23 protein-coding genes are annotated in these 22,705 nt (G+C 42.2%); 18 read left to right on the top strand and 5 right to left on the bottom strand.

The window, feature by feature from the left end; translation table 11 throughout:
- Positions 1-41: 41 nt before the first annotated feature.
- The gene (msrA, locus tag ACE1TF_RS19610; protein ID WP_375019263.1) at positions 42-572 is read right to left on the bottom strand and encodes a peptide-methionine (S)-S-oxide reductase MsrA; all 531 of its coding nucleotides are present in this window, start codon (positions 570-572) and stop codon (positions 42-44) included.
- 108 nt (positions 573-680) lie between these two features.
- Here msrA and ACE1TF_RS19615 point away from each other — a divergent pair, with 108 nt between their 5' ends.
- From ACE1TF_RS19615 to ACE1TF_RS19625, 3 genes are read left to right on the top strand one after another with little or no spacing between them, the layout of a single operon-like run.
- Positions 681-2,138 (top strand): phospholipase D family protein, encoded by a 1,458-nt coding sequence (locus ACE1TF_RS19615; RefSeq protein WP_375019265.1) that lies wholly within the window; start codon positions 681-683, stop codon positions 2,136-2,138.
- An 18-nt stretch (positions 2,139-2,156) separates the two neighbouring features.
- The gene (locus tag ACE1TF_RS19620) at positions 2,157-3,896 is read left to right on the top strand and encodes a phospho-sugar mutase (protein ID WP_375019267.1); all 1,740 of its coding nucleotides are present in this window, start codon (positions 2,157-2,159) and stop codon (positions 3,894-3,896) included.
- 38 nt (positions 3,897-3,934) lie between these two features.
- Positions 3,935-4,741, top strand: coding sequence for an arylamine N-acetyltransferase (locus ACE1TF_RS19625; protein WP_042404187.1), 807 nt, complete (start codon positions 3,935-3,937; stop codon positions 4,739-4,741).
- On the opposite strand, the gene ACE1TF_RS19630 is transcribed toward ACE1TF_RS19625, so the two are convergent.
- A complete protein-coding gene (locus ACE1TF_RS19630; protein WP_052364141.1) occupies positions 4,738-5,016 on the bottom strand; it encodes an acylphosphatase in 279 nt (92 codons plus the stop codon). The two genes, ACE1TF_RS19625 and ACE1TF_RS19630, sit on opposite strands and share 4 nt — an antisense overlap.
- A 122-nt stretch (positions 5,017-5,138) precedes the next feature.
- On the opposite strand from ACE1TF_RS19630, the gene ACE1TF_RS19635 reads away from it, so the two are divergent.
- Entirely contained in the window at positions 5,139-6,536 is a 1,398-nt protein-coding gene (locus ACE1TF_RS19635) for a SpoVR family protein (protein ID WP_375019270.1), read from the top strand.
- 1,249 nt (positions 6,537-7,785) lie between these two features.
- Here the strand turns inward: ACE1TF_RS19635 and ACE1TF_RS19640 are convergent.
- A complete protein-coding gene (locus ACE1TF_RS19640; RefSeq protein ID WP_042404188.1) occupies positions 7,786-8,343 on the bottom strand; it encodes a LemA family protein in 558 nt (185 codons plus the stop codon).
- A 274-nt stretch (positions 8,344-8,617) separates the two neighbouring features.
- On the opposite strand from ACE1TF_RS19640, the gene ACE1TF_RS19645 reads away from it, so the two are divergent.
- The 6 genes from ACE1TF_RS19645 to ACE1TF_RS19670 all read left to right on the top strand — a co-directional run bounded on the left by ACE1TF_RS19645 (position 8,618) and on the right by ACE1TF_RS19670 (position 14,032).
- Positions 8,618-9,757, top strand: coding sequence for an acyl-CoA dehydrogenase family protein (locus ACE1TF_RS19645; RefSeq protein WP_375019272.1), 1,140 nt, complete (start codon positions 8,618-8,620; stop codon positions 9,755-9,757).
- A gap of 37 nt (positions 9,758-9,794) precedes the next feature.
- Positions 9,795-11,132 (top strand): acetyl-CoA carboxylase biotin carboxylase subunit, encoded by a 1,338-nt coding sequence (locus tag ACE1TF_RS19650; protein ID WP_375019274.1) that lies wholly within the window; start codon positions 9,795-9,797, stop codon positions 11,130-11,132.
- 13 nt (positions 11,133-11,145) lie between these two features.
- A complete protein-coding gene (locus ACE1TF_RS19655) occupies positions 11,146-11,358 on the top strand; it encodes an acetyl-CoA carboxylase biotin carboxyl carrier protein subunit (RefSeq protein ID WP_042404189.1) in 213 nt (70 codons plus the stop codon).
- 14 nt (positions 11,359-11,372) lie between these two features.
- Positions 11,373-12,152 carry an enoyl-CoA hydratase-related protein gene (locus ACE1TF_RS19660; protein WP_375019276.1) on the top strand — a complete coding sequence of 260 codons (780 nt, stop codon included), beginning with the start codon at positions 11,373-11,375 and terminating at the stop codon, positions 12,150-12,152.
- A 14-nt stretch (positions 12,153-12,166) separates the two neighbouring features.
- Positions 12,167-13,702: an acyl-CoA carboxylase subunit beta gene (locus ACE1TF_RS19665; protein ID WP_375019278.1), complete on the top strand. Its 1,536-nt coding sequence runs from the start codon at positions 12,167-12,169 to the stop codon at positions 13,700-13,702.
- Between the two features lie 126 nt (positions 13,703-13,828).
- Complete coding sequence (locus tag ACE1TF_RS19670; protein ID WP_042404192.1) at positions 13,829-14,032, top strand: alpha/beta-type small acid-soluble spore protein; 204 nt, start codon at positions 13,829-13,831, stop codon at positions 14,030-14,032.
- Between the two features lie 72 nt (positions 14,033-14,104).
- On the opposite strand, the gene ACE1TF_RS19675 is transcribed toward ACE1TF_RS19670, so the two are convergent.
- Entirely contained in the window at positions 14,105-14,329 is a 225-nt protein-coding gene (locus ACE1TF_RS19675; RefSeq protein ID WP_375019281.1) for a DUF5342 family protein, read from the bottom strand.
- Between the two features lie 93 nt (positions 14,330-14,422).
- Between ACE1TF_RS19675 and ACE1TF_RS19680 the strand changes: the two genes are divergently transcribed.
- From ACE1TF_RS19680 to ACE1TF_RS19695, 4 genes are all read left to right on the top strand, one after another.
- On the top strand, positions 14,423-15,565 hold the full coding sequence (locus tag ACE1TF_RS19680) for a DUF445 domain-containing protein (RefSeq protein ID WP_375019283.1): 1,143 nt from the start codon (positions 14,423-14,425) through the stop codon (positions 15,563-15,565).
- Positions 15,566-15,657: 92 nt separating this feature from the next.
- Entirely contained in the window at positions 15,658-16,011 is a 354-nt protein-coding gene (locus ACE1TF_RS19685) for a YlbF family regulator (protein WP_042404200.1), read from the top strand.
- A 722-nt stretch (positions 16,012-16,733) separates the two neighbouring features.
- The gene (locus ACE1TF_RS19690) at positions 16,734-16,916 is read left to right on the top strand and encodes a hypothetical protein (RefSeq protein WP_042404201.1); all 183 of its coding nucleotides are present in this window, start codon (positions 16,734-16,736) and stop codon (positions 16,914-16,916) included.
- 415 nt (positions 16,917-17,331) lie between these two features.
- Positions 17,332-18,177 (top strand): HAD-IIB family hydrolase, encoded by an 846-nt coding sequence (locus tag ACE1TF_RS19695; protein ID WP_375019286.1) that lies wholly within the window; start codon positions 17,332-17,334, stop codon positions 18,175-18,177.
- Positions 18,178-18,215: 38 nt separating this feature from the next.
- Here ACE1TF_RS19695 and ACE1TF_RS19700 read toward each other — a convergent pair whose 3' ends face one another.
- A complete protein-coding gene (locus tag ACE1TF_RS19700; RefSeq protein WP_042404205.1) occupies positions 18,216-18,395 on the bottom strand; it encodes a YhzD family protein in 180 nt (59 codons plus the stop codon).
- Between the two features lie 122 nt (positions 18,396-18,517).
- On the opposite strand from ACE1TF_RS19700, the gene ACE1TF_RS19705 reads away from it, so the two are divergent.
- From ACE1TF_RS19705 to yidC, 4 genes are all read left to right on the top strand, one after another.
- Positions 18,518-19,411, top strand: coding sequence for an ABC transporter ATP-binding protein (locus ACE1TF_RS19705; RefSeq protein ID WP_375019288.1), 894 nt, complete (start codon positions 18,518-18,520; stop codon positions 19,409-19,411).
- Complete coding sequence (locus ACE1TF_RS19710) at positions 19,411-20,703, top strand: ABC transporter permease (protein WP_375019290.1); 1,293 nt, start codon at positions 19,411-19,413, stop codon at positions 20,701-20,703. The genes ACE1TF_RS19705 and ACE1TF_RS19710 overlap by 1 nt, the downstream gene beginning before the upstream one ends.
- Before the next feature lie 68 nt (positions 20,704-20,771).
- Positions 20,772-21,041: a hypothetical protein gene (locus ACE1TF_RS19715; RefSeq protein WP_042404506.1), complete on the top strand. Its 270-nt coding sequence runs from the start codon at positions 20,772-20,774 to the stop codon at positions 21,039-21,041.
- 35 nt (positions 21,042-21,076) lie between these two features.
- Positions 21,077-21,853, top strand: coding sequence for a membrane protein insertase YidC (gene yidC / locus ACE1TF_RS19720; protein ID WP_375019292.1), 777 nt, complete (start codon positions 21,077-21,079; stop codon positions 21,851-21,853).
- The last annotated feature ends 852 nt before the right edge of the window (positions 21,854-22,705 follow it).

Genomic DNA, 22,705 nt, shown 5'->3' on the forward strand with positions numbered 1-22,705 from the left:
AGGCGTAGAGATTCTGTGAATATCTCTACGCCTTCAGTTCGTTATGATGTATGCCAATAGTTTTCGATGAATTCGTCTCGGCCAGACGCTTTTCGATCGGCTTTATAATACTCTGCATTCGTTTTATAAAACTGTTGATGTTCCTTTTCAGCTGGATAGAAAGGTCCAGCTGGCAATACTTTTGTGACGATGGGTTGTTTAAAGCGCCCACTCTTTTGCAGTTCTTGCTTGGATCGTTCTACAACGAGTCTTTGCGATTCGCTATGATAGAAAATAGCTGTTCGGTATTGGGGACCTCGATCGTGAAATTGCCCATCAGCATCTGTAGGGTCAATTTGTGGCCAATATAAACGTAACAGCTCGTCTAAGTGAAACTTGGAAGGGTCATACACAATTTCAACCGCTTCATAATGTTCAGTCGTCCCTTGCTTTACCCGCTCGTAACTCGCATCAGCGGATGTGCCACCCGTATAACCTGAAGTCACAGCGATAATACCAGCTAAATCTTCAAAAGGTTGGACCATGCACCAAAAACAACCACCTGCAAAATAGATTCTTTCTGTATGACTCATCGAATCACCCCTTAACGATCTGTTTATATTTTATCATGGACATTCAGTCAAACATAGACAGAAAGATCATGGTAAACTGAGGGTATGTGACTCAAGGAGGATATGACTATGGATCGTTTACGCAACAAGCCACTTAAAAGGTACACTGCTGGAAAAATATCCATTGCCTTCATTATTGTTTACATTATTTTTATGGGATATGGCATATTCAAACCGCTCCCAGAAGAACATTTGAGTTATAATAGTGGATTTGAGCCCGTACCAACTGCTGAAGTTTTATTTGATTATACATACGTAGATGAATCGGGCACAAGACAACAAGATCATGAGATTTTTGCAACTGTTGAGCAAATGATTCAAGATGCAGAGGATTTTCTCGTTGTTGATATGTTTCTTTTCAATGATGAATATCCTTCGGAATTAGCTTTTCCCCCTCTGTCGAGCTGGTTAAGCGAACAGCTTATTACAAAAAAAACGACTGATCCAGATATAACAATTATTGCGATTACTGATCGAATTAATAGTTTTTATGGCAGTCGAACTCCAGAACACTTGTCCTCGCTGGAAGATGTCGGTATCGAGCTCGTCTGGACGGATATGAGACAAATGCCAGATTCTAACCCGATTTATAGTGGATTATGGCGAGGGTTTATTCAATGGTTTGGTACACCCGAAGGAGGGTGGCTTCCAAGCCCATTTAGTTCGGAAGCAGAACGAGTAACGGTTCGTTCTTATTTAGATTTACTCAATTCAAAAGCGAACCACCGTAAAGTCATACTGAATGAACGGAGTGGTCTAGTCACCTCAGCGAATGCCCACGATGCTAGTGCAAATCATTCAAATGTTGCTTTTTATATAGAAGGCCCACTCGTTCAACATCTACTGGATACTGAAACTGCTGTAGCAGAAATGTCAGGGTCAGGTGAAGCCTTCACTGGATTAGAAACCAACGTCGATTATATGGAACAAATCGATGGGGGCCTTCAAGGCAAGGTAGTTACCGAGGGTGCGATTAAAGAAGAGATTCTAAAATCAATTGATGAAGCAAATGATGGAACAGAAATTTGGCTCGGACTTTTCTATTTGTCAGACCGAGACGTTATTGAAAGATTAAAAGCTGCCGCTGATCGACAAGCGAGCATACGCCTTATTCTTGACGCAAATGGAGAGGCATTTGGACATGAAAAAAATGGTGTCCCTAATCGGCCAGTTGCGTATGAATTGGAACAGCACTCGTCCAACATTGAGGTGAGATGGTACAATACTTTAGGTGAACAATACCACACAAAGATGCTGTATATGACCGATGGCAGCACGGCTATAGTAAATGGTGGTTCAGCAAATTTTACTAGACGTAATTTAGATGATTTGAACTTGGAAACAAACCTTTTATTTGCAGCTTCTGCAGAGGAACCATTCATGCAATCTGTAGATGACTACTTCAACAAACTATGGGAATCCGAACAAGCCGACTATACAAATGACTTTTCAGAGTACGAAGAAGGACAGACTTGGAAATATTGGTTATATAGAATTCAAGAACGAACAGGATTATCGGCTTTTTAAGCGATGGGGGAGGAAATGATGAAAGAGATCATTAAACATTGGGCGGAGAATTTGAAACAGGATGATCCACTGAAATTAGAACTGGACCACCTACAAACAGTTGACGACACTTCTAAGCTGCAGGACAGTTTTTATCAGCCACTCGCTTTTGGTACAGGTGGAATGAGAGGGGAAATAGGGGTCGGTCCTAATCGAATGAACCGTTTTACAGTAAGAAAAGCAGCGAGAGGGCTCGCGGAATATTTAAATGGGCAAGAAGGGAAGTCGAAAACGGTCGTCATTGCGTACGATTCTAGACATATGTCAAAAGACTTTGCACTGGAAGCTGCGATTACGCTCATTTATTCTGGGTTCACTGTGGAAGTGTTTGAACAACTCGCACCAACCCCTATCCTTTCATTTGCTGTTCGCGAACGCCAAGCGATAGCGGGCATTATGATTACTGCAAGCCACAATCCGCCGCAATATAACGGCATAAAGATTTATAATCGTGATGGCGCACAACTGCCACCTAAAGCGTCGGATGAGTTGATCAAGTTTGTTAATAAAATTGAAGATGAACTAAGCATTCCGACGGCCGACGAAGACAAAGCAATTGAAAATGGTTCACTGAAGATGATTGGTGACGAAGTGAGCGATCGTTATCAAGAAGAACTTTCGAAACTTTTACACCATCCTGAGCTGGGACAGTCGCAAGGTAAAGATGTGACTGTCGTATTTACGCCTTTACATGGAACAGCGCATCGTCCTGTGCTAGATGCGTTCCATAGAAACGGATATACAAATGTGCACGTTGTTGATGAACAAGCGGAGCCAGATCCGCAATTTCCAACAGTATCTTTGCCAAACCCTGAAGAAGAAGAAGCATTTGAGCTCGCTACAAAACGAGGTCAACAAGTGGGTGCAGAGTTGTTAGTTGCAACAGATCCTGACGCTGATCGTGTCGGCATTGCTGTTCGAGATAAAAGCGAGGCAAATGGCTATCGACTTTTAACCGGAAACGAAACTGGCTTATTACTTTTACATTATGTACTGGAAGAAACGGCGAAACAAAGGCCATTAACGGAAAATGATATCATCTTAAAGACGATTGTAACTTCAGAGAGCGGAAGACAGTTAGCAGAGCATTACGGCGCAAACTGTGAAGATACATTAACAGGCTTTAAATTTATTGCAGAGAAAATTAAAGCGTACGAGACGACGGACAAGTCATTTTTGTTTGGTTATGAAGAGTCATATGGCTATTTAGCAGGTTCTTTCGTTCGGGACAAAGACGCTGTGCAAATTGCACTAATCGTAGCTGAACTTGCCCTCGTAGCACAAACAGAAGGTCAAAACATAAAAGAGCGGTTAAATAGGCTATATGAGCAGTTTGGCTATTTCAAAGAAAAGACAAACAGTATTGAGCTGACGGGCCAAGCAGGGCAAAAGAAAATTGAAGGGTTGCTCCAGCATTATCGCCACACGCCTCCTGAGGAGTTTGCAGGAAGAAAGATTGTTCAGATTGAAGATTATGACTCGAGCAGACGAACGGATGTGTCAAGAGGCACATATTCAGACATTGCATTACCAAAATCAAACGTTCTAAAGTACTTTTTAGAGGATGATTCTTGGGTGTGCATACGCCCTTCAGGTACAGAGCCAAAAGTGAAGATTTACACAGGTGCTCAAGCTAAAACGAACCACCTTGTTCAACAGGCACTGGAAGACATTAGCGAGGCGGTCATGAACGATGTAAACGACCAACTTTCGGAATAAAAGAGTGTATGCGGTGTGATGAATGGATGGTGAACAATATGACGTGGGTGCATCGGTATCTTTCCCATTTGCAGATTCCTTTAAGAGAGCCTTCGCTGGTGTACTTAAAACAATTGCTAAAAGCACATCGACATGTGTTTCCATTTGAAAACGTAAGCAAATTACATTGGGACAAGTATGCCAAGAATCGTTTAATTCGCGTGGAGGATTTCCTCAATCGATTTGAATCTTTTCAAACAGGTGGGACGTGTTTTACGTTAAACATTCAGTTCGCAAGACTGTTAAAAGCGGTTGGTTTTCGCGTGCAATATATATTGCCAGGAGGGGACCATCTAGCACTACTTGTCACATTAAACGAAGAGAAAAACCTTTGGTATGTGGATGCCGGAACGCCAACACCAATGTTAGCTCCCGTTTCCCTTACGAACGGAGAAAAGCAAACACCGATTTTCGCAGGAGAACGGGTGATTGTTAAGAAGACTTCAGGCAATGGGAGATACGAGTATGTTCGGTCAATTGGGGGAAGACAAGTGAGTAAACCGCTCCCTTTCCAAATAAATGTTCGCAACACGCTAGATGATCTCATTGACCCAATAAAGGCGTCGTTTGAAACGAATGCACCGTATATGACGCAATTACGCATTGATAAGTGGTGCAACAACCGGCAAATCATGATCTCCCTTAAAAACGATCGTCTCACATTGCGAAACAGAAATGGCGGCAAAACAGAACGGCAAATTAAATCACTGGCCGATTTGCAAGAAGTGATGCAAAACGTATTTTATTTGCGTAAATTACCGGTAAATCGAGTCGTCGAGTCCTTACACCATTTGCAAATACGCTAGTCGTAGCGAATCGAAAACGTTTTGTTATGATTAATTTCATCCGTTTCTTGACTCGTTAATTCTCGAATTTCAGAGAAACCGTTTCCTTGTTTAATGCGAGTAACCCACTCTGTAACCTTTTCATTTGTGCCTTCTACTTCAATGTCCACAGCACCATCATTGCGGTTTCTTACCGAGCCGTAAAGATGGTGTTTTTTCGCTTCCTCGTAGACAAATTGTCGAAACCCGACCCCTTGAACGCGGCCACTAGCGACCATCTGCTTTTTTATGATCATGTTTGTAGCCTCCTTTTTTATTCCTTTACCTCATCAATTGCCAGATAAAACATCGTCATCCATTCATCACTTAGCGACTTTCACATATAAATAATAGAAGTATGGAATGGAGGGGAGCGGGAATGTCTGTTGAGGAACACCGCTTATTAGAGAAGAGAATTGAAGAAATTACAGAAATCGCAGAAGGATTTGGTCTAGATTTTTATCCGATGCGTTATGAAATATGTCCAGCCGATATTATCTATACATTTGGTGCATACGGAATGCCAACACGTTTTTCACATTGGAGCTTTGGAAAGCAATTCCACAAAATGAAAGTACAATATGATCTAGGTTTAAGTAAGATCTATGAGCTTGTCATTAATTCAGATCCTTGTTATGCGTTTTTACTGAATAATAACAGTCTCATTCAAAATGAACTCATTGTTGCCCATGTGCTTGGGCATTGTGATTTTTTTAAGAATAATTGTCGTTTTCAAGGTACGAGGAAAGATATGGTAGAAAGTATGAGTGCGACTGCTGAGCGAATATTCCACTATGAACAAGTGCACGGAAAACAAGAAGTTGAAGAGTTTCTAGATGCAATTTTAGCTGTGCAAGAACATGTTGATCCGTATCGAATTCCACAAAGTAAGGATGAAGGAACGGGTGTTGCCGAAAAGAAAAAATCAACCCCATACGATGATCTTTGGGACGTAGATCGAGACGTTACGCACTCTGGAGTGAAAAAGAAGAAAAAAACGTTCCCAGAACAGCCTGAAAAAGACGTGCTCCTTTTCATTGAAGAACATAGCACGGAGCTTGAAGACTGGCAACGCGACATTTTAACGATGATGAGAGAAGAAATGTTATATTTCTGGCCGCAGCTTGAGACGAAAATTATGAACGAAGGCTGGGCATCGTATTGGCACGCTCGAATTATGCGGGAAATGGATTTGACGTTTTCTGAATCTATTGAATTCGCGAAGCTGAATGCAAGTGTCGTTGTACCTTCGAAAACATCAATCAATCCATATTATTTGGGTTTGAAGATCTTTGAAGACATTGAAGAGCGGTATGACCATCCGAATGAGGACCTAAAGAGAATTGGAGTGAAAGAAGGCAGTGGCAGGGAAAAGATCTTTGAAGTTCGCGAATTAGAGTCAGATGCATCGTTTCTTCGCAATTATCTTACGAAGGATTTGGTTGATCGTGAAGATATGTACGTATTTGGAAAAAAAGGGAATCAGTATGAGGTCACTGACAAAGATTGGACGCACGTTCGGGATGAACTCGTCGCTTCGAGAGTAAATGGTGGATTTCCCTATTTAACTGTAACCGATGGAAATTATTTACGAGCTGGTGAATTGTATATCACTCATCAATATGAGGGAAATGAACTAGACGTTAAAGACTTAGAACGAACCATCCCTTATTTGTACGTGTTGTGGGGAAGACCCGTACACATTGAAACAACATGTTCCGAGAAACAGACCGTTTTTACGTTTGATGGACGTCGAATTCATCGGAAAACGAAATAGTTATGCGAGACCACCTTTTGCCGAAAGAGCTCACTGAAAAAGGGAAATAAAAAACGTATAGCAGTATTTCTTTTGTTATAAATAGAAAATCCCATCATAGACACGGGCTATATCACTGAAAAATCGCGTCACGTTCTTATATTAATGAATTGAACAGCACTTCATTTATTCGTTAACACAAACGATGTGAGTGATCCGCTAGTGTTGCGGGCAACACAGAAAACGTATGCCAAGAGGTAAAAAGACGTGGCCATGGGTCACTACCTGGCACCAGCATGTGATGACCTTTCACGTATGTGACAATCCAGCTCTTAAACCGGGCACTTTCGGCCCTCAACGGTCACATATATCGCGATTTGTGACCGTTGACTCCGTTTATGTGCGCATCCACGTTTAAAATGATGAATTTTCTTACTCAAGTGTCACATAAATGAATTTATGGGGCATTTGAACTTCTTTCCCCCACCGTAACCAGTAGGCGAGAACGTGAACCGTTTCATCCTTGTGCTCTGGAGTACATAGAAAACACGGTGGGCGTGCTTTGACCTCCGATGTTGCCCTTGTAGTCTGGACTAAAAGCATCCGCCTGAAGTGGAAACCAACTCCCAACAGGGCAAATCAGGAGTATCTTACGTTCATTTTATATACTTCCATGGCCCGCGCCAATGCTCAGTCAACGGATGTGGCAAGTTTATGTGGGGTGATATAGCTTCATTGCCGCTATTAATTTCCATTGTAAATCCCGATTTTGTAACCGGATAAATCTCTTTAATTTAACTCGTGTAGAGCGCTCGCTGTATTCCAATAAAATCCAGATAATTCCAGGAGAAAAGCTCGAACGATTAATTATTATACTCATTTTTATAACATGAAATTGTCGTGTTAAAATGGGATGTCTCAAAGAAGGTCGTACGATTTTCAGCGGTCTCGATATGATCTATGGTGGGATAATTTAGGATCGTATCGCTACATCGTAATGAAACTCCCACTGAGACCGGATTCGATCTGTCGCGTTAACGAGTAGCTTAGAGAGTCGTTCGCTTTTCGGTGGTTTCGAGGAGAGGTGGCGTTCACATAAAAAAGGACGACCATAAAATGGTCGCCAAGGTCAAAATACACGCATCAAGAAGGTAATGCAAAGTAAGCAGGGTAAAACTCGATCAAACGTTGAAACGAGAAAAACCCCGTCGGCGTTAATATAGCATATAAAAATCCAATATTCCACAATTCTTAATAAAATTGTAATCAATTAATTTGAAGGAGCTTGATCTTTCGTCTCCCATTTCTTCACAGAATCATCTAGCAAATATTGTGATTCAAAGTGGTGAATGCCAGCGACATATTTAGTCGGGACTGTCGTAATGCTCTTATTGTAGCGCTTGACAGAAGCATCATATGCTTGGCTTGCAGAAGCTACAAGTGTAAGTGTTGATTGAAGGTCAGTTTCCATTTCTTGAAGAGCTTGTTCGTCCTCTGCAAGTTCAACGCTGTCAAAAATCTCCTCCAACCGTTCATGAACGATGGCATACGCATGCAGCTGTTCGCTGCGCCCTAACATTGGATTGTGCATATCATCAATATGTCTTTGAATGGTTTGAGATGTGCCAGGTGCAAGCTTCCCATCGGTATCTAAAGAAATGAGGTATTCACTTGATAAACGGTCAAGACGGTGAAGAAGATGCGATAACCTTCGCCATCTCGTTTCCATTTTCTTTACAAATTTAAGCAATACGTAATATCCGCTAAACCATAACAATAAAGTAACAACAATGATTGATCCAAGAATCATCGGGAATACCAAATCCAAATTGTTCAGTCCTCCCCTCCCAAAAATTCAACAGGTTACTAATAGTATAGCATAGATGATACCATCACAAGATACTCATTTATATGATCCCCCGTTTACTGAAATTCCACCGAGTGAGAAATCGGTAATTGGAGCGAATCTCACCATCTAAATATTAAGAAAAATCGGTAGACGATTGCTGGATGTTGTAGTAATCTAGGTGTAAGCGTTTACGTTTGTGTGCCGATTGAGCGCTTGCTCAGTTAAATTTCTGAAGTGAAGTGAGGCGATCAAATTGAATTTCGAACTAACGAAAGAGCAACGAATGGTTCGCGATATGGTGAAAGATTTTGCCGCTAGTGAGATTGCACCAAAAGCGGTTGAGGTTGACCGTACAGGTCGATTCCCAGAAGAAACTTTTAAGAAGATGGGAGACCTTGGTCTTTTAGGGTTGCCGATCCCAGAGCAATACGGTGGTGCCGGGGCCGATACGGTATCCTATGCGATTGCGGTTGAAGAAGTAGGGAATGCTTGTGGGGGAACGGGACTCAGCTATGCAGCATCGGTTTCTTTAGGCGCGAGTCCATTGTTGAACTTTGGTAACGAACAACAAAAACAAGACTTTCTTGTCCCAATATGCACCGGTGAATCGCTAGGATCTTTTGGTCTAACAGAACCGAATGCTGGCAGTGATGCAGGTGGCACAAAAACAACAGCGGTCCTCGATGGTGAAGAGTATGTGATTAATGGCGAGAAATGTTGGATTACGAATGCTGCATATGCGAAGGCAGTGATTATCACAGCCGTTTCAGGTAAGAAAGACAACGGTCGAAACAATATATCGGCGTTTATCGTTCCGACACACCTCGATGGATTTACAATAACAAGCCCATATGAAAAGATGGGAGTAAGAGGATCAAATACGACAGAGCTCATTCTAACAGACGTCCGCATTCCTAAAGAGAATATATTAGGCGACCCAGAAAAAGGGTTTGGACAGTTTTTGCATACGTTAGACGGAGGCAGAATTTCAATTGGAGCGTTAGCGGTAGGAATCGCACAAGCAGCATATGATCGGGCCCGAGAGTATGCGAAGCAAAGAAAGCAATTTGGTAAAAATATTGGTTCTTTTCAATCGATTCAATTTAAGCTTGCAGATATGGCAATGGAGATTGAACTGGCAAGAACGATGGTTCATAAGGCTGCTTGGCTGAAAGACGCGAAAAAACCTTTCAAAAAAGAAGCAGCATTTGCCAAATTGTACGCATCAGAAATGGCAACACGAGTTTGTAACCAATCCATTCAAATTCATGGTGGTTCTGGGTATATGCAAGAATATGAAGTCGAACGTATGCTCAGAGATGCGAAACTAATGGAAATTGGAGAAGGGACTTCAGAAATTCAGCGACTTGTCATTAGCAGAGAGATTGGCTAACGCACGATGAGTACAGAATTTGAAAAGGGTGGTCAGCATGCTAAAAACGGTACTTGTTGCGAATCGAGGAGAAATTGCTTGCAGAATTATTAAGTCGTTAAAAGAAATGAATATACACTCGGTAGCCGTCTATTCTGAAGCCGATCAAGAGAGTTTGCACGTGAAAATGGCGGATGAAGCGTACCCTATTGGACCTGCAAATGCAAAAGAGAGTTACTTGAGTATCGAGAAAATTCTAGAAGTTTCTCGAGCGGCTAACGTCGACGCGATTCACCCTGGATACGGATTTTTATCAGAAAATCCTGAATTTGCAAGGGCGTGCCATGATAACGAAATCACCTTTATTGGACCGAGTGCACTCGTCATTGAGAAAATGGGCGATAAAGTGTCAGCGCGACGCACAATGGAAGAAGCGGGCGTGCCTGTACTTCCTGGTAACCACTATGTGTCCTCAGCAGATGAAGCGGTAGAACTTGGTGCAGCGATTGGCTATCCGCTTATGGTAAAAGCTGCTGCAGGTGGGGGTGGTATTGGCATGGAGCTTGTGCATAACGATGAAGAATTGAGAAAAGCGTTTAGTAGCAATCAACGTCGGGCTTCCAATTATTTTGGATCTGGAACGTTGTATCTAGAAAAAGCACTAACTGCACCGCGTCACATCGAAGTACAAGTGTTGAGCGATTCGTATGGCAACCACATCCATCTTGGCGAACGGGATTGTTCCATCCAACGTAGACATCAAAAGGTGATTGAAGAATCACCAGCCGAAGGTCTGCCCGAAGAAACGAAAGAAAAAATGAGAGCTGCAGCTATAAAAGCAGTACAGGCTTTAAATTACGAAAATGCCGGCACGTTGGAGTTTCTCGTGGAAGATGGAGAATTTTATTTTCTAGAAATGAACACACGACTACAAGTTGAACACCCGGTAACAGAATTGGTTACAGGTATCGATATTGTACGAGAGCAAATTCGAATTGCTAGTGGAGAAAAGCTTAGCTATGAACAGTCAGATGTATCCTTTCACGGACATAGTATGGAGTGCCGTGTATACGCAGAAGATCCCGTCACCTTCTTTCCATCACCAGGTACAATCACAACATTGCGTGTGCCTAATGATATTCGTATAGATACTGCGATTGAAGAAGGGACAGAAGTGACCCCATTTTATGATCCGATGGTGGCAAAGATGATCGTTCATGGCACCGATCGAGAAGACGCAATCAAAAAACTGCAAAACGCAATCGATAACACAGTCATTGAAGGCATCAAGACGAATTTGCCTTTTGTTCAACAAGTGCTTTCTCATGAAGCATTTACTTCATTTAATTTCACAACAAATTTTGTAAAAGAACACATTCAACCTGTATCTAAATAAGGAGTGGTAAGAGATGGCGAACATTCAAGCATCGATGGCAGGGAATTTATGGAAAGTATTAAAAGGCGAGGGAGACCTTGTAGAAGCGGGAGAAGAAGTTGCGATTTTGGAATCGATGAAAATGGAAATTCCAATTCAATCAGAGCAGGCAGGAACGATTAAAGCCGTGCTCAAGCAAGAAGGAGAATTCGTAAACGAAGGAGATCAATTGTTTGAAATTGAGTAAGGAGCGTGATGAATGTGAGTCTCGTTGAATGGTCCGTAAATTCAGAAGGTATTGCCTTAATTGAACTGCAGCGTGAAAAACAGGCGCACAGCCTTTCTAAAGACGTTTTGCTCGGACTTCATGACATAGTAGAATCGCTAAAAGCAGAACAAGACGTTCGTGCGGTTGTCCTTACGTCTACGGGTGAGAAAGTTTTCTGTGCAGGAGCAGATTTAAAAGAACGGGCAGGCATGTCAGAATCTGAAGTTTTGCAAGCGGTAAGGCGCATTCAGTCTGTCATTCATGAAATATCCGAAATTCCGCAACCGACGATTGCAGCGCTCACAGGTAGCGCTCTCGGTGGTGGGTTAGAGCTGGCGTTAGCTGCGGATATTCGCATCGGTGCAGATGAAGGCAAATACGGTCTTCCAGAGACATCACTTGCCATTATCCCAGGCGCAGGGGGAACACAACGACTCAGCAGGTTGCTAGGTTCTGGAAAAGCAAAACAATTAATATTTACCGGTGAGTTGATTAATGGTGTAGAAGCAGAGCGGATTGGACTGCTTGAAATGAGTACAGCCGTAGAAAACGTAAGGCAACATGCATTCGAACTTGCAGAAAAGATCGCTAAAAACGGTCCTCTCGCTCTAAGACAAGCAAAGCGAGCCGTTGATCTAGGACAAGAAGTCGATTTGTTAACCGGGCTACAAATAGAAAGAGCGTGCTACGAGCACACCGTTCCTACAGCGGACAGAAGAGAAGGCTTACTCGCCTTCAAAGAGAAGCGTAAACCACAGTATACAGGCAAATAGCGGAGGTGCACGTAATGATTGATACGACTGGCAGCCACAAACAAATGACCGAAGACATTACGAGCGGAGGAAACGAAAAGTATCATAAAAGTAATGCAGATAAAGGAAAGATGTTCGTTCGTGAGCGCCTAGAGAAGTTGCTTGATGAAGGTACGATTCACCTTGAAGACGGTAAATTTGCGAATGTGATGGCTGGAGACTTACCAGCAGATGGCGTCGTAACTGGAATGGGCGATATTGCTGGCGTGTCTGTCTGCTTTATGGCGAATGATTCTACGGTTAAGGCAGGTTCATGGGGTTCGAGGACCGTTGAAAAAATCATTCGTATTCAAGAAACAGCCGAAAGCCTGCAAGTACCAATGCTTTATCTCGTTGACTCAGCAGGAGCAAGGATTACGGATCAAATTGAAATGTTTCCAGGCAGAAGAGGAGCAGGTCGAATTTTTCATAACCAAATTGCATTGTCTGGCCAAATCCCACAAATTTGTTTGCTGTTTGGACCATCAGCTGCAGGTGGTGCCTATATTCCAGCATTTTGTGATTTGGTTATTATGGTTGAGGGAAATGCGTCCATGTATCTCGGCTCCCCGCGAATGGCAGAGATGGTCATTGGCGAGCGAGTAAGCCTGGAAGAGATGGGCGGCGCAAGAATGCACTGCTCGGTATCTGGCTGCGGGGATGTGCTCGCTAGTAATGAGGACGAAGCCATTGAATCCGCTAAGAAATATTTAAGTTATATGCCGAAGAACTTTGCGAACAAGCCAAAAAAGATTGAGGCTCAGCTACCTTCAAGTAAAGAAAAAACACTCGAAGACATTATTCCTGACAATCAAAACGCTCCTTTCGATATGTATGAACTCATTGACCATATCGCAGATGCAAACAGCTTCTATGAAGTAAAAAAACTGTTTGCTCCTGAGATTATTACGGGTTTTGTCCGGATGGACGGTGCTGTCGTTGGAATTGTTGCCAATCAGCCAAAGATGAAAGGCGGCGTATTGTTCCATGATTCTGCGGATAAAGCAGCCCGGTTTATGACAATTTGTGATGCGTACAACATCCCGCTTCTTTTCCTCGCAGATGTTCCAGGGTTTATGATCGGTACTCGCGTTGAAAAAGCAGGCATCATACGTCACGGGGCAAAAATGCTGTCGGCGATGAGCAGTGCGACTGTACCGAGAATATCGGTTATCGTTAGAAAAGCCTACGGCGCAGGTTTATATGCCATGTCAGGGCCAGCGTTCGAACCGGACTGTACTCTTGCATTGCCAAGCGCTCAAATTGCTGTCATGGGTCCTGAAGCCGCTGTAAACGCTGTGTATGCGAACAAGATACAAGAGTTGCCTGAAGAAGAGCGGGCACAATTTGTTGCTACTAAGCGAAAAGAATATCAAGAAAATATTGATGTGTACCGGTTAGCATCAGAAATGATCATTGATGACATTGTAGAGCCTGACTTATTGCGGGGTGAGTTGATTAGCCGTTTTAAGCAATATGAACAAAAATCAGTGCAACCTCCAGTGAAAAAAAGAAGTGTTACACCGGTGTAAAGCCCCATTTTGGGGCTTTTTTTAGGTTAGAAATAAAACTGGATGAACTTACTAATTAAAAAGTGGGGATAGAGAAATCAAATCGAGTCAAACTATAGGTACACAGAGAGGGAGGTGAGATAAAACATGGCGAACAACAACAGTTCAAACCAACTTGTCGTACCTGGTGTACAACAAGCACTAGACCAAATGAAGTATGAAATCGCTTCTGAGTTCGGTGTTCAACTTGGACCAGACTCAACAGCACGCTCTAACGGTTCAGTTGGAGGGGAAATCACAAAACGCTTAGTTCAAATGGCTGAGCAACAAATGGGTGGCTATCAAAAATAACCATCAATGATCATCTAACTAAATACAGATGGCTTGAAAAGGCAGCTTTATGCTGCCTTTTCGTATATCATTTTATTGGCTGTTTGGATTGTGTTCTTCAAACTCATGATAAAGCATAAGATCATGAACATGAGTTTCTACTTGTTCTATGTCTTCCTTCGGTGCATGCAACCACTTCACTTGACCTTCACCTGAATAGGTTCCTTCACAATGAACACCTTTATAAAAAAAAGAGAATTTCCATTCTTTCGCTACCCAATTATTCTTAATGGTTTCATATTGAAAATGACTAAACATTCTGATGCTCCTTTCTCACAGTTGTCATGAATTTATGGTATCATGACTAGCGAAAAGAATCTAAAACTGTCGTTTTTCAAAGGAGACGTTTGTGTGAATGCCATCCTGATCATCTTGATTTCGATGCTTATTGCCGGTGTTATTGGCTTATTTACGAATATTATTGCGATTGGCATGTTATTTCGCCCTTACGGTGCGAGGTACATAGGGAAAAAAAAGTTACCATTAACTCCAGGGCTAATCCCGAAACGACAAGCAGACATTGCAAACCATTTAGGGAAAACGGTCATGAATCATCTGTTAACCGCTGAAGGGATTGAAGAGAAGCTTACAAACCCTGAGTTTCAAAAACAGATGAAAGCGTGGATAAAAAAAGGTGTTACACAGTGGGTGCACACCGAAGAACGATCATTGGCAGACATTGTTAAAAGCTATGATTCCACCATTGACATCGATCAAAAACTTCGTTATCAGCTTGAAAGAAGACTGGATCATAAATTTGATGAATGGCTTTTGGAAATTGAACAACAACCACTTGCTCATCTTGTACCAGAAGAATTGATGAAAAGAACAACAGATAAACTACCTGAAGTAAACGAATGGGTTTTCCAACGAATTGAAACGTATTTGCATTCTCATGAAGGACGAGAACAGATGCAAAATATTGTGAGGCGTTTTCTCGAAAGACAAGGATCACTTGTCCAAATGCTCGGATCGTTCGTTAAAACGGACCGAATCATTGAAAAGGTGTATCCTGAAATTGTTAAAGCAATCACTTCAGATGATATGAGAGTGTGGGTAAATCAAAAGGTACAATCAGAGTTCGAAGACATGCTAAACGAACCGCTCAATCGTTACGTTTCTAAGGAACAAGCCCATGAGCTGAAATTAGAGCTCACTGCTTATGTGTTTGACAAGTTTTCCATTGAAAAGTATACAAATCGCCCGATTCACGAGTGGGGAGCTTACGTCAATGAAGAAATCATTGACCGAATTGTTGATGCTGCAGTAAGTCGCTCCAGCCGAATGATTCAATTAAAGTTACCTGAATTTCTAAAGCTCCTCAATTTACAGGAAGTTGTCGCTGATCAGATTAATCGTTTTTCAGTTCAGCAGTTGGAAGGGATTGTACTCTCCATTGCCAATCGCGAACTACGTCTCATTAAATACTTAGGCGGGGTTTTAGGAGCGATCATCGGTTTCATTCAAGGATTGATATTGCTCATGTTCATCTAATTATGCCGTTTCCCTTTCATTCGGTGGAAAAGGTATGTTATCCTCGTGAGGATGCTTGATCGTTAAGCGATCAAAATTAGGGAGGTCATCAAGTGAGCAACTTACAAGATAAAGCAAAAGAACTAGCCAATGCAATTGCTGAAAGTGAAGAATTTAAAGCATTAGAGCGTCTCCATCAAGAAGTAGAGAGCGACGAAGTTGCGAACCGTATGCTAACAAACTTCCGTGAAATTCAACTCACTCTTCAAGAAAAGCAAATGCAAGGTGAGCAACCAACAGAAGAAGAAATTATGCAAGCGCAAAAGCAATTTGAAATGGTTCAACAACATGAGAAAATCTCTGAGTTGATGGAACAAGAGCAACAAATGAGCAATGTGATTGGACAAGTAAACCAAACGATCACAGAACCTCTAGAAAAACTATACGGCACTCCAGAAAGTGAATAATACAAAATGAACCGAGCTTGGTGTTTAGCACCAACTCGGTTTTTTTTGCCTTCATGCTGCTAAGAGAACTACACAACGCGCATTAGTAATTCTTTGGTGCGATTTTCAACAATACACTTCATAATGGTAAAGTTTCGCTGCGCCTGTCTGGTCTGCCCGCGAGTGGAATGGCTATGTGGGGATTATATCGAATTAGGCGCAATCGTCGGTGCTAAATCCCATCGTAAACGTGTTCACGTGGGCATTTCACTTTTTTAAGTGGGGATTTGAGCAAGGAAAGGCATACATATTCATAGAAATTCTCACATAGGCGTTTTTATGCGGGGATTTCCACGTAGAACAATTGGCACAGAATTAGCTGTATATCCATTTCCCTTTGCTCGTGAATGACCTTACGACTTGCGAAATGATACTCGTTCATTCTTACGCAAGCGTCACCTATTTTCGTTCTAATCAACGGTATTGAATGGTTGGTGTTGTTGAACTTTACATTCTCACTTAATAAACATTGTACAAACCGTTACGTTGCTTCCGCATCGAGCCCAATCTTCCGGAACTACCGACATCCAAGCACCCGAGGAAGTGTGAGGTGGTGTATGCTCACATGAACCTCTTAATATAACATTTGGAAATGATTAGGATAATGGTGATCTAGGTCACGCCTGAAACGATCTAGACCACTTTGCAACACCGCCATTTACCTGATCGTGGGCGGGAGGTCTATGAATGCTCGGTTATACAACCGAATTTCAACCCGTAGCATTCATATAAACCTGAATAGCTATCAACCATCGGCACCTCGGGTGCCGAAGAAAAACCGAACGATCCTCGGCATGATTCGTGCTGATGGTTTGTTACTCTTTGTGACCGAAATAGTGGATGAATTTCTTACGATGAGCGCATAGGGAGTAGGCTTGATGCACTTAAAACCTTAGGAACCACTAAACTTCTTTAGACCAACATATAGATGGGCTCCATCCGAACACATAGGCGGTCAATGACAATGATAAGTTCTCATTTTCCATATATGTAGCGACATAGTTCCAAAAAATATCAATGACTACTTCTAGTGTGAACCGATTGATCTTTGCTTATGATCTAGCGGGCACAAGCGGCTTCCTCAAAATGTTCAGGGCATTCATTGATCCAACCTATATAGAATTCAGTCTAAGTTGTAATCGTTCTGTCGGCTTTCCTGTAGTATAGCTGGGTAGCTCACGTGAATATTTGTGGACGGGTTGCAACTCGGACGTGTTCTAATTTCCTTTCGTCACACATATTGTGTAGCAATGGATACGGTACGAAGAGGAGGAAAATCGAATGAATTATCGGATGCTCGTATTATCAGTGGATGGGTCAATTTTAAAGGACAATGGCCGAATTTCCAGATCGACGAAGGAAGCCATTGAGTTTGTGCAAGACAAAGGGGTATACGTTACGTTGTGTACAAATCGTACACATCAACAAGCTGAGCGGTTAGCTAAATTACTCAAAATCAATCATGAGTATATCTCTTATGGTGGAGCAATGATTGCGGGAAGAGCAGATAAACCGTTGCATGTAGAGAGAATGCCTGTTGAGATGGCAAGGGATCTAGCAGAAGAACTTGAACGATTCTCATGTCAATTTGTTGTCGAGCACGAAAACTTTGAGTTGACGAATCGTCAGCAACAACCTCAGAATTTCTTAGGGAAAATGACGGTTAGTTTAAGTGAATCAATCTTCTCGCAAACCGTCGTTGATCATATGAGCGACCACCTTGATTTGCATCGCATTGAGCCGTTGCGAATGAAGGTACAGTTCGAATCAGATGATCAAATGGACATTGCATCTAACCATCTGCTAGAAAAAGTTCCTGGCATTCAAATGTTGCAAATGGATAAAGATCACAGCGTCCATATTATAAAGAAAGAAACGAACAAACGAGAAGCGGTATTATTCTTAGCGCATGAACTGGGAGTAAGACCAGAAGAAATTGTTGCAACAGGTGTTAAACATGGAGATGAAGGGTTATTGTCTTCGGTTGGAATTGGTGTAGCGATGGGGCAGGCACCAATGAGCGTTCAGCAAGCAGGAAACTGGACGACACGATCAGCCGAGCAAAGTGGGCTTGCCTATATGATTAAGGAAGTGTTTAGAAAGCAGATGAAGGTGAGTTTATATTAAAATCGTCCGGTTGGTGAATGCACCAACCGGATTTTTCTTTAACGGTAGAATAATAATAGCTTGCCAGCTCGAACGAGGCGATGTGTCGTTTCTAAATAATTGTGTTCTGCGAGCATGCTTTTGCCATGAGAGATGGCTTCTTCGTCGCTTTCAAAAACGAATGATTCATTTAACAATAATTCACCGGATTTGTTGAAGACTGTGAGTGCATAATTCATAAGAATACCACCTTCGTTATTTTGTCAAAATTATACCATATGTCAGAAAAGCGTGCAGAAACTTGTTCTTCATAGAAGGAATTGCTATAGTACAGAAACGAACATAAAAAGAAGGTGAGCTTGTGTCTCTTCAGATCCAACAAGTGACGAAACGATTCGGATCAAAAACCGCTTTACATAATATATCTTTTACAATTGAACGTGGGGAAATGTTCGGCCTACTTGGCAGTAATGGTGCAGGAAAAACGACGACTTTTCGATTAATCATTGGGTTACTTAAGGCAAGTGTTGGTGATGTGCTTTGGGACGGTCGGCCAGTGTCTCGAATGTCTCCAAGAACGATTGGTTACCTTCCAGAGGAGCGGGGGTTATACCCGAAATTAAAGGTGATGGAACAGCTCATCTATCTAGGCAGGCTTCGTGGTATGACAAAGCAAGAAGTTCAAGTAGAAGCATCGAAATGGTTGTCACGCTTTCAAGCTGAACAGTACAAAAATGTAAAAATTGAACAATTATCAAAAGGCAATCAGCAAAAAATACAATTTGTTGCGGCAGTCATGCACCAACCGGAATTGTTAATCTTAGATGAACCTTTCAGTGGACTAGATCCTATTAACATGAATACATTAAAAGCAGCAGTTCTTGACTTGCAAAAAGACGGGACCACGATTGTTTTTTCCAGTCATCAAATGAATCAAGTGGAGTCCCTTTGTGAGAACCTTTCAATCTTAAAGGATGGTGAGCAAGTCGTAAACGGGCGGTTAGGTGAAGTGAAGGCCAATTACAAAAACCGTAAACTTCGTGTTCGGTGTGATTTTGACATTCGTGCATTAGAAGAGTACTCAGGGGTCATCGGAGTCTCGGGCAGCACTGAGGAAAAAGTGATTGATATCACATCGAGAGATATGGTACCCGTCATCTTTAATTGGTTACAAGGGCGTGGGGTCGTTACGTTATTTGAATTAGAGGAACCTACTTTGCACGACATTTTTGTTGATAAAGCAGGTGGCCGATGATGCGAAACTTATGGCTTGTGTTGTCTCATACCTATTGGACAAAGGTAAAATCCAAGACTTTTTTCATTACGACTTTTTTGATGGCGATTTTTATGATTACGATCTTGAATATGAATACATTGATGAGTTATTTTGATGATGCCCCTGAGGAGCGGTCATTTGCGGTTGGCGTTGTTGATGAGACAGAATCACTTGCCCAATCAATGCGGGACGTATTGGATCATCAAGAAACGAACATACAAATCTTCGATGTGGAACCTGGGGGAGCATCTCCGTCATTAGATGACATTGAAGAGGCAGGGTACGATGCTTTTCTAGAGCTCCAGTGGGACGAGCCGTCCGAAGAATTGACGGCTTCTTACTATGCAGCGTCGATTAACAGCACTTATTTGCCAGCACAGTTAGAATCAACACTTCAAAGTATCATTGAAGAAAGACGTATGGAAGCGCTTGACATTTCAAGAGAAGAGTTGGATGCAATCTATGCAGATGTAGAACTAACACAGACGGCGCTTGATGATACATCCAGATCAGAAGCGGAACTGGACCAAGCAAGGTTCTTTGTTTACATTTTGCTCTTTGTTATCTATTTTACCGTATTATTTTTAGGGAACATGATTGCATCAGAAGTAGCTGCGGAGAAATCATCACGCGTGATGGAAATTCTCATTTCTAGTGTTACGCCAATTCAACAGATGTTCGGTAAGATTCTAGGGGTAGGATTGGTCGGGCTGAGCCAATACGCGATTTTGTTTATGGCAATGCTTTTGACGGCTAGCGCAGACTTGCTGTTTACTGGAGCACCGAGTGATTTGCCTTCTGAGCCGCTGAATGTACCTGAACTTACGAGTGAGACGTTGTTTTCTTTTGATCTCTTTTTGCTCGCTCTGTTGTTTTTTGTACTCGGTTATTTTCTATATGCAACGCTAGCAGCGATGCTCGGTTCCGTCGTTACAAGAGTTGAGGACGTTGGTTTGGCTGTAGGCCCATTGAATTTTCTCGTCATTCTTGCGCTTTTAATTTCAATGTTTAGTTTGAGTAATCCATCAGCGACTATCGCTGTCGTCACATCGTATATCCCGTTTTTTACTCCGATGATTATGTTTTTGCGTGTTGGAATGGGAGAAGCGGGCATGTGGGAACTGATCGTATCAGTCATTATCATGGTGGCAACGATCGTTCTTTTAGCAATGTTTGCTGCAAAGGTGTACCGCGGAGGTGTGCTTCAATATTCACAAGGCAAATTGATACAGATGTTCAAAAACGCCATACAAAATTCTAAATCCAATTAATGGACGAATTAGGTTTTTGGCATGAACTTTGATATACTTTAAAGGCATATAAAAAGGGGGCGCTGCCCATGATTGAATTACTGTCAGATGCCCATTGGTTCTCGTATATGGTATTGTTTTCACAGTTTGCCCTTTTAGGCATTCAAATCCATATGATGCTGGAGTTGAATGTAAGTTGGATGGGACGCAAACTGGAGCAACGCACGCGTGAATATGAGCGATATCAAATGTGTATCAATTCACCCATTCGTCTTGATTCTACGCGAATTCGTAAAGTGCCTTCGCTCGATGACCATTATGCAGCTGATGATGATGAACAACCGTCTCCACTCGTTTGAATCTGTCGAATTCAAAACGAGGAGGAGTAACGTTAATGAAAAACAAATCCATTGTATTACTCATAATAGCACTTATGGTCGTGTTGCTTTCAGCATGTGGGGTTGACCAAGCACCGATTACTTCAGAAAGTGAAGGCATTTGGAATCACTTCTTTGTGTTTCCACTTTCTTGGTTGATCATACAAATTGCTGGCATTTTAAATGGAAGTTACGGCTTATCTATTGTCGTAATGACGATTATGATTCGCCTTCTTATTTTGCCGCTGTTTCTAAAGCAGCAAAAGAGTAGTAAAGCAATGCAACAACTAAGACCGGAGCTTGAAGAGTTGAGGGGCAAATATGACCCCAAAAACCCAGATGACCAAAAGAAGATGCAACAAGATATGATCTCGCTTTATCAAAAGAGCGGTGTGAACCCTGCGGCGGGATGTTTACCAGTCGTGATTCAGATGCCGATTCTGATGGCATTTTACTTCGCGATTATACGTACCGAGCAAATTGCAACACACAGTTTTCTATGGATGAATTTAGGTGAACCTGACCCGTATATGATTATGCCAGTGGTTGCAGGTTTGCTCATGCTTGGACAAGTGCAATTAAGCAGCCGACAAATGCCTGCTGAAATGGCCGCTCAAATGAAGATGATTCAATACATCATGCCAGTGATGATCGTATTCATTGGTTTTGCATTACCTTCAGCCCTTTCGCTATACTGGGCGACAGGCAGTTTGTTTATGATCGTTCAAAGCTTCTTAATCCAAACAAGAGAAAAGAAAAAAGAAATCAATCAAGATGTTGTACCAGAGAGGTAATTAGGTAAACTCTCATATAGATCCTTGAAGCGGTTGTGCACACCGCTTCAAGGCTTTTTTGAGTGAATTAACTAGTTGTTTCACTCTAATTCCCGAGTTGAATGAGTGCGTTTGACAGCATTGCTCTTAACGTGGACATGTTGGGAGAAATAGTAGACTTTGCTGCGTAAGTGACGACGTCGAATGAATGTGTATAGCATTTACAAACGGAATCATCAATTTTTTCTTCTATATAGGATGAACTTAACATTTTCCTGATTACCCAGTTTGTTGTTGCTTTCCACTTCAGGCGGATGCTTGCACTCCAGAGCATAAGGGCAACATCGGCGGCCAAAAGACAGCCACCGTGTTTTCTTTACACTCCAGAGTATAAGGTCAACATCGGTGGTCAAAAGACGCCCACCGTGTTTTCTTTACCGCGGAGGACCGGCCGAGCCTCCTCGGTCTTGCGACCTGCGGGGTCTCGTCTCGGCCCAACTTCTACAGGCGTCACCGCCTTTCGTTCCAAGCAACGGTACTGAATAGACGACGTCGCTGAACTGGGGTTGCTCAATATTGGCATTCAACTCGATCCGTACACTTTGGAGGCCAATAGCAGTAGATACTCATCTTTTCTACGTCTATTGAAGCTGATGATGATCGATCTCAAAGTCGGTGAACTTTAGGCTTTAACGGTTGGTGTACCATTCGTTTGTGAAGATATTCTTTAGTTCAACTTATATATATGAATCAATTTCATAAGTCTTCCTCTTAAAAAAGCACAGATAAATCCTATCAGAATAAGGTTGCTCTCAAAAATTTAAGCGTGATGTTCGTTCATACGTTCCGTCAGGCGATCACAAGCAAGTTTTG

It is taken from the genome of Geomicrobium sp. JSM 1781026 (assembly GCF_041949955.1).
Lineage (GTDB): Bacteria > Bacillota > Bacilli > Bacillales > Marinococcaceae > Geomicrobium_A.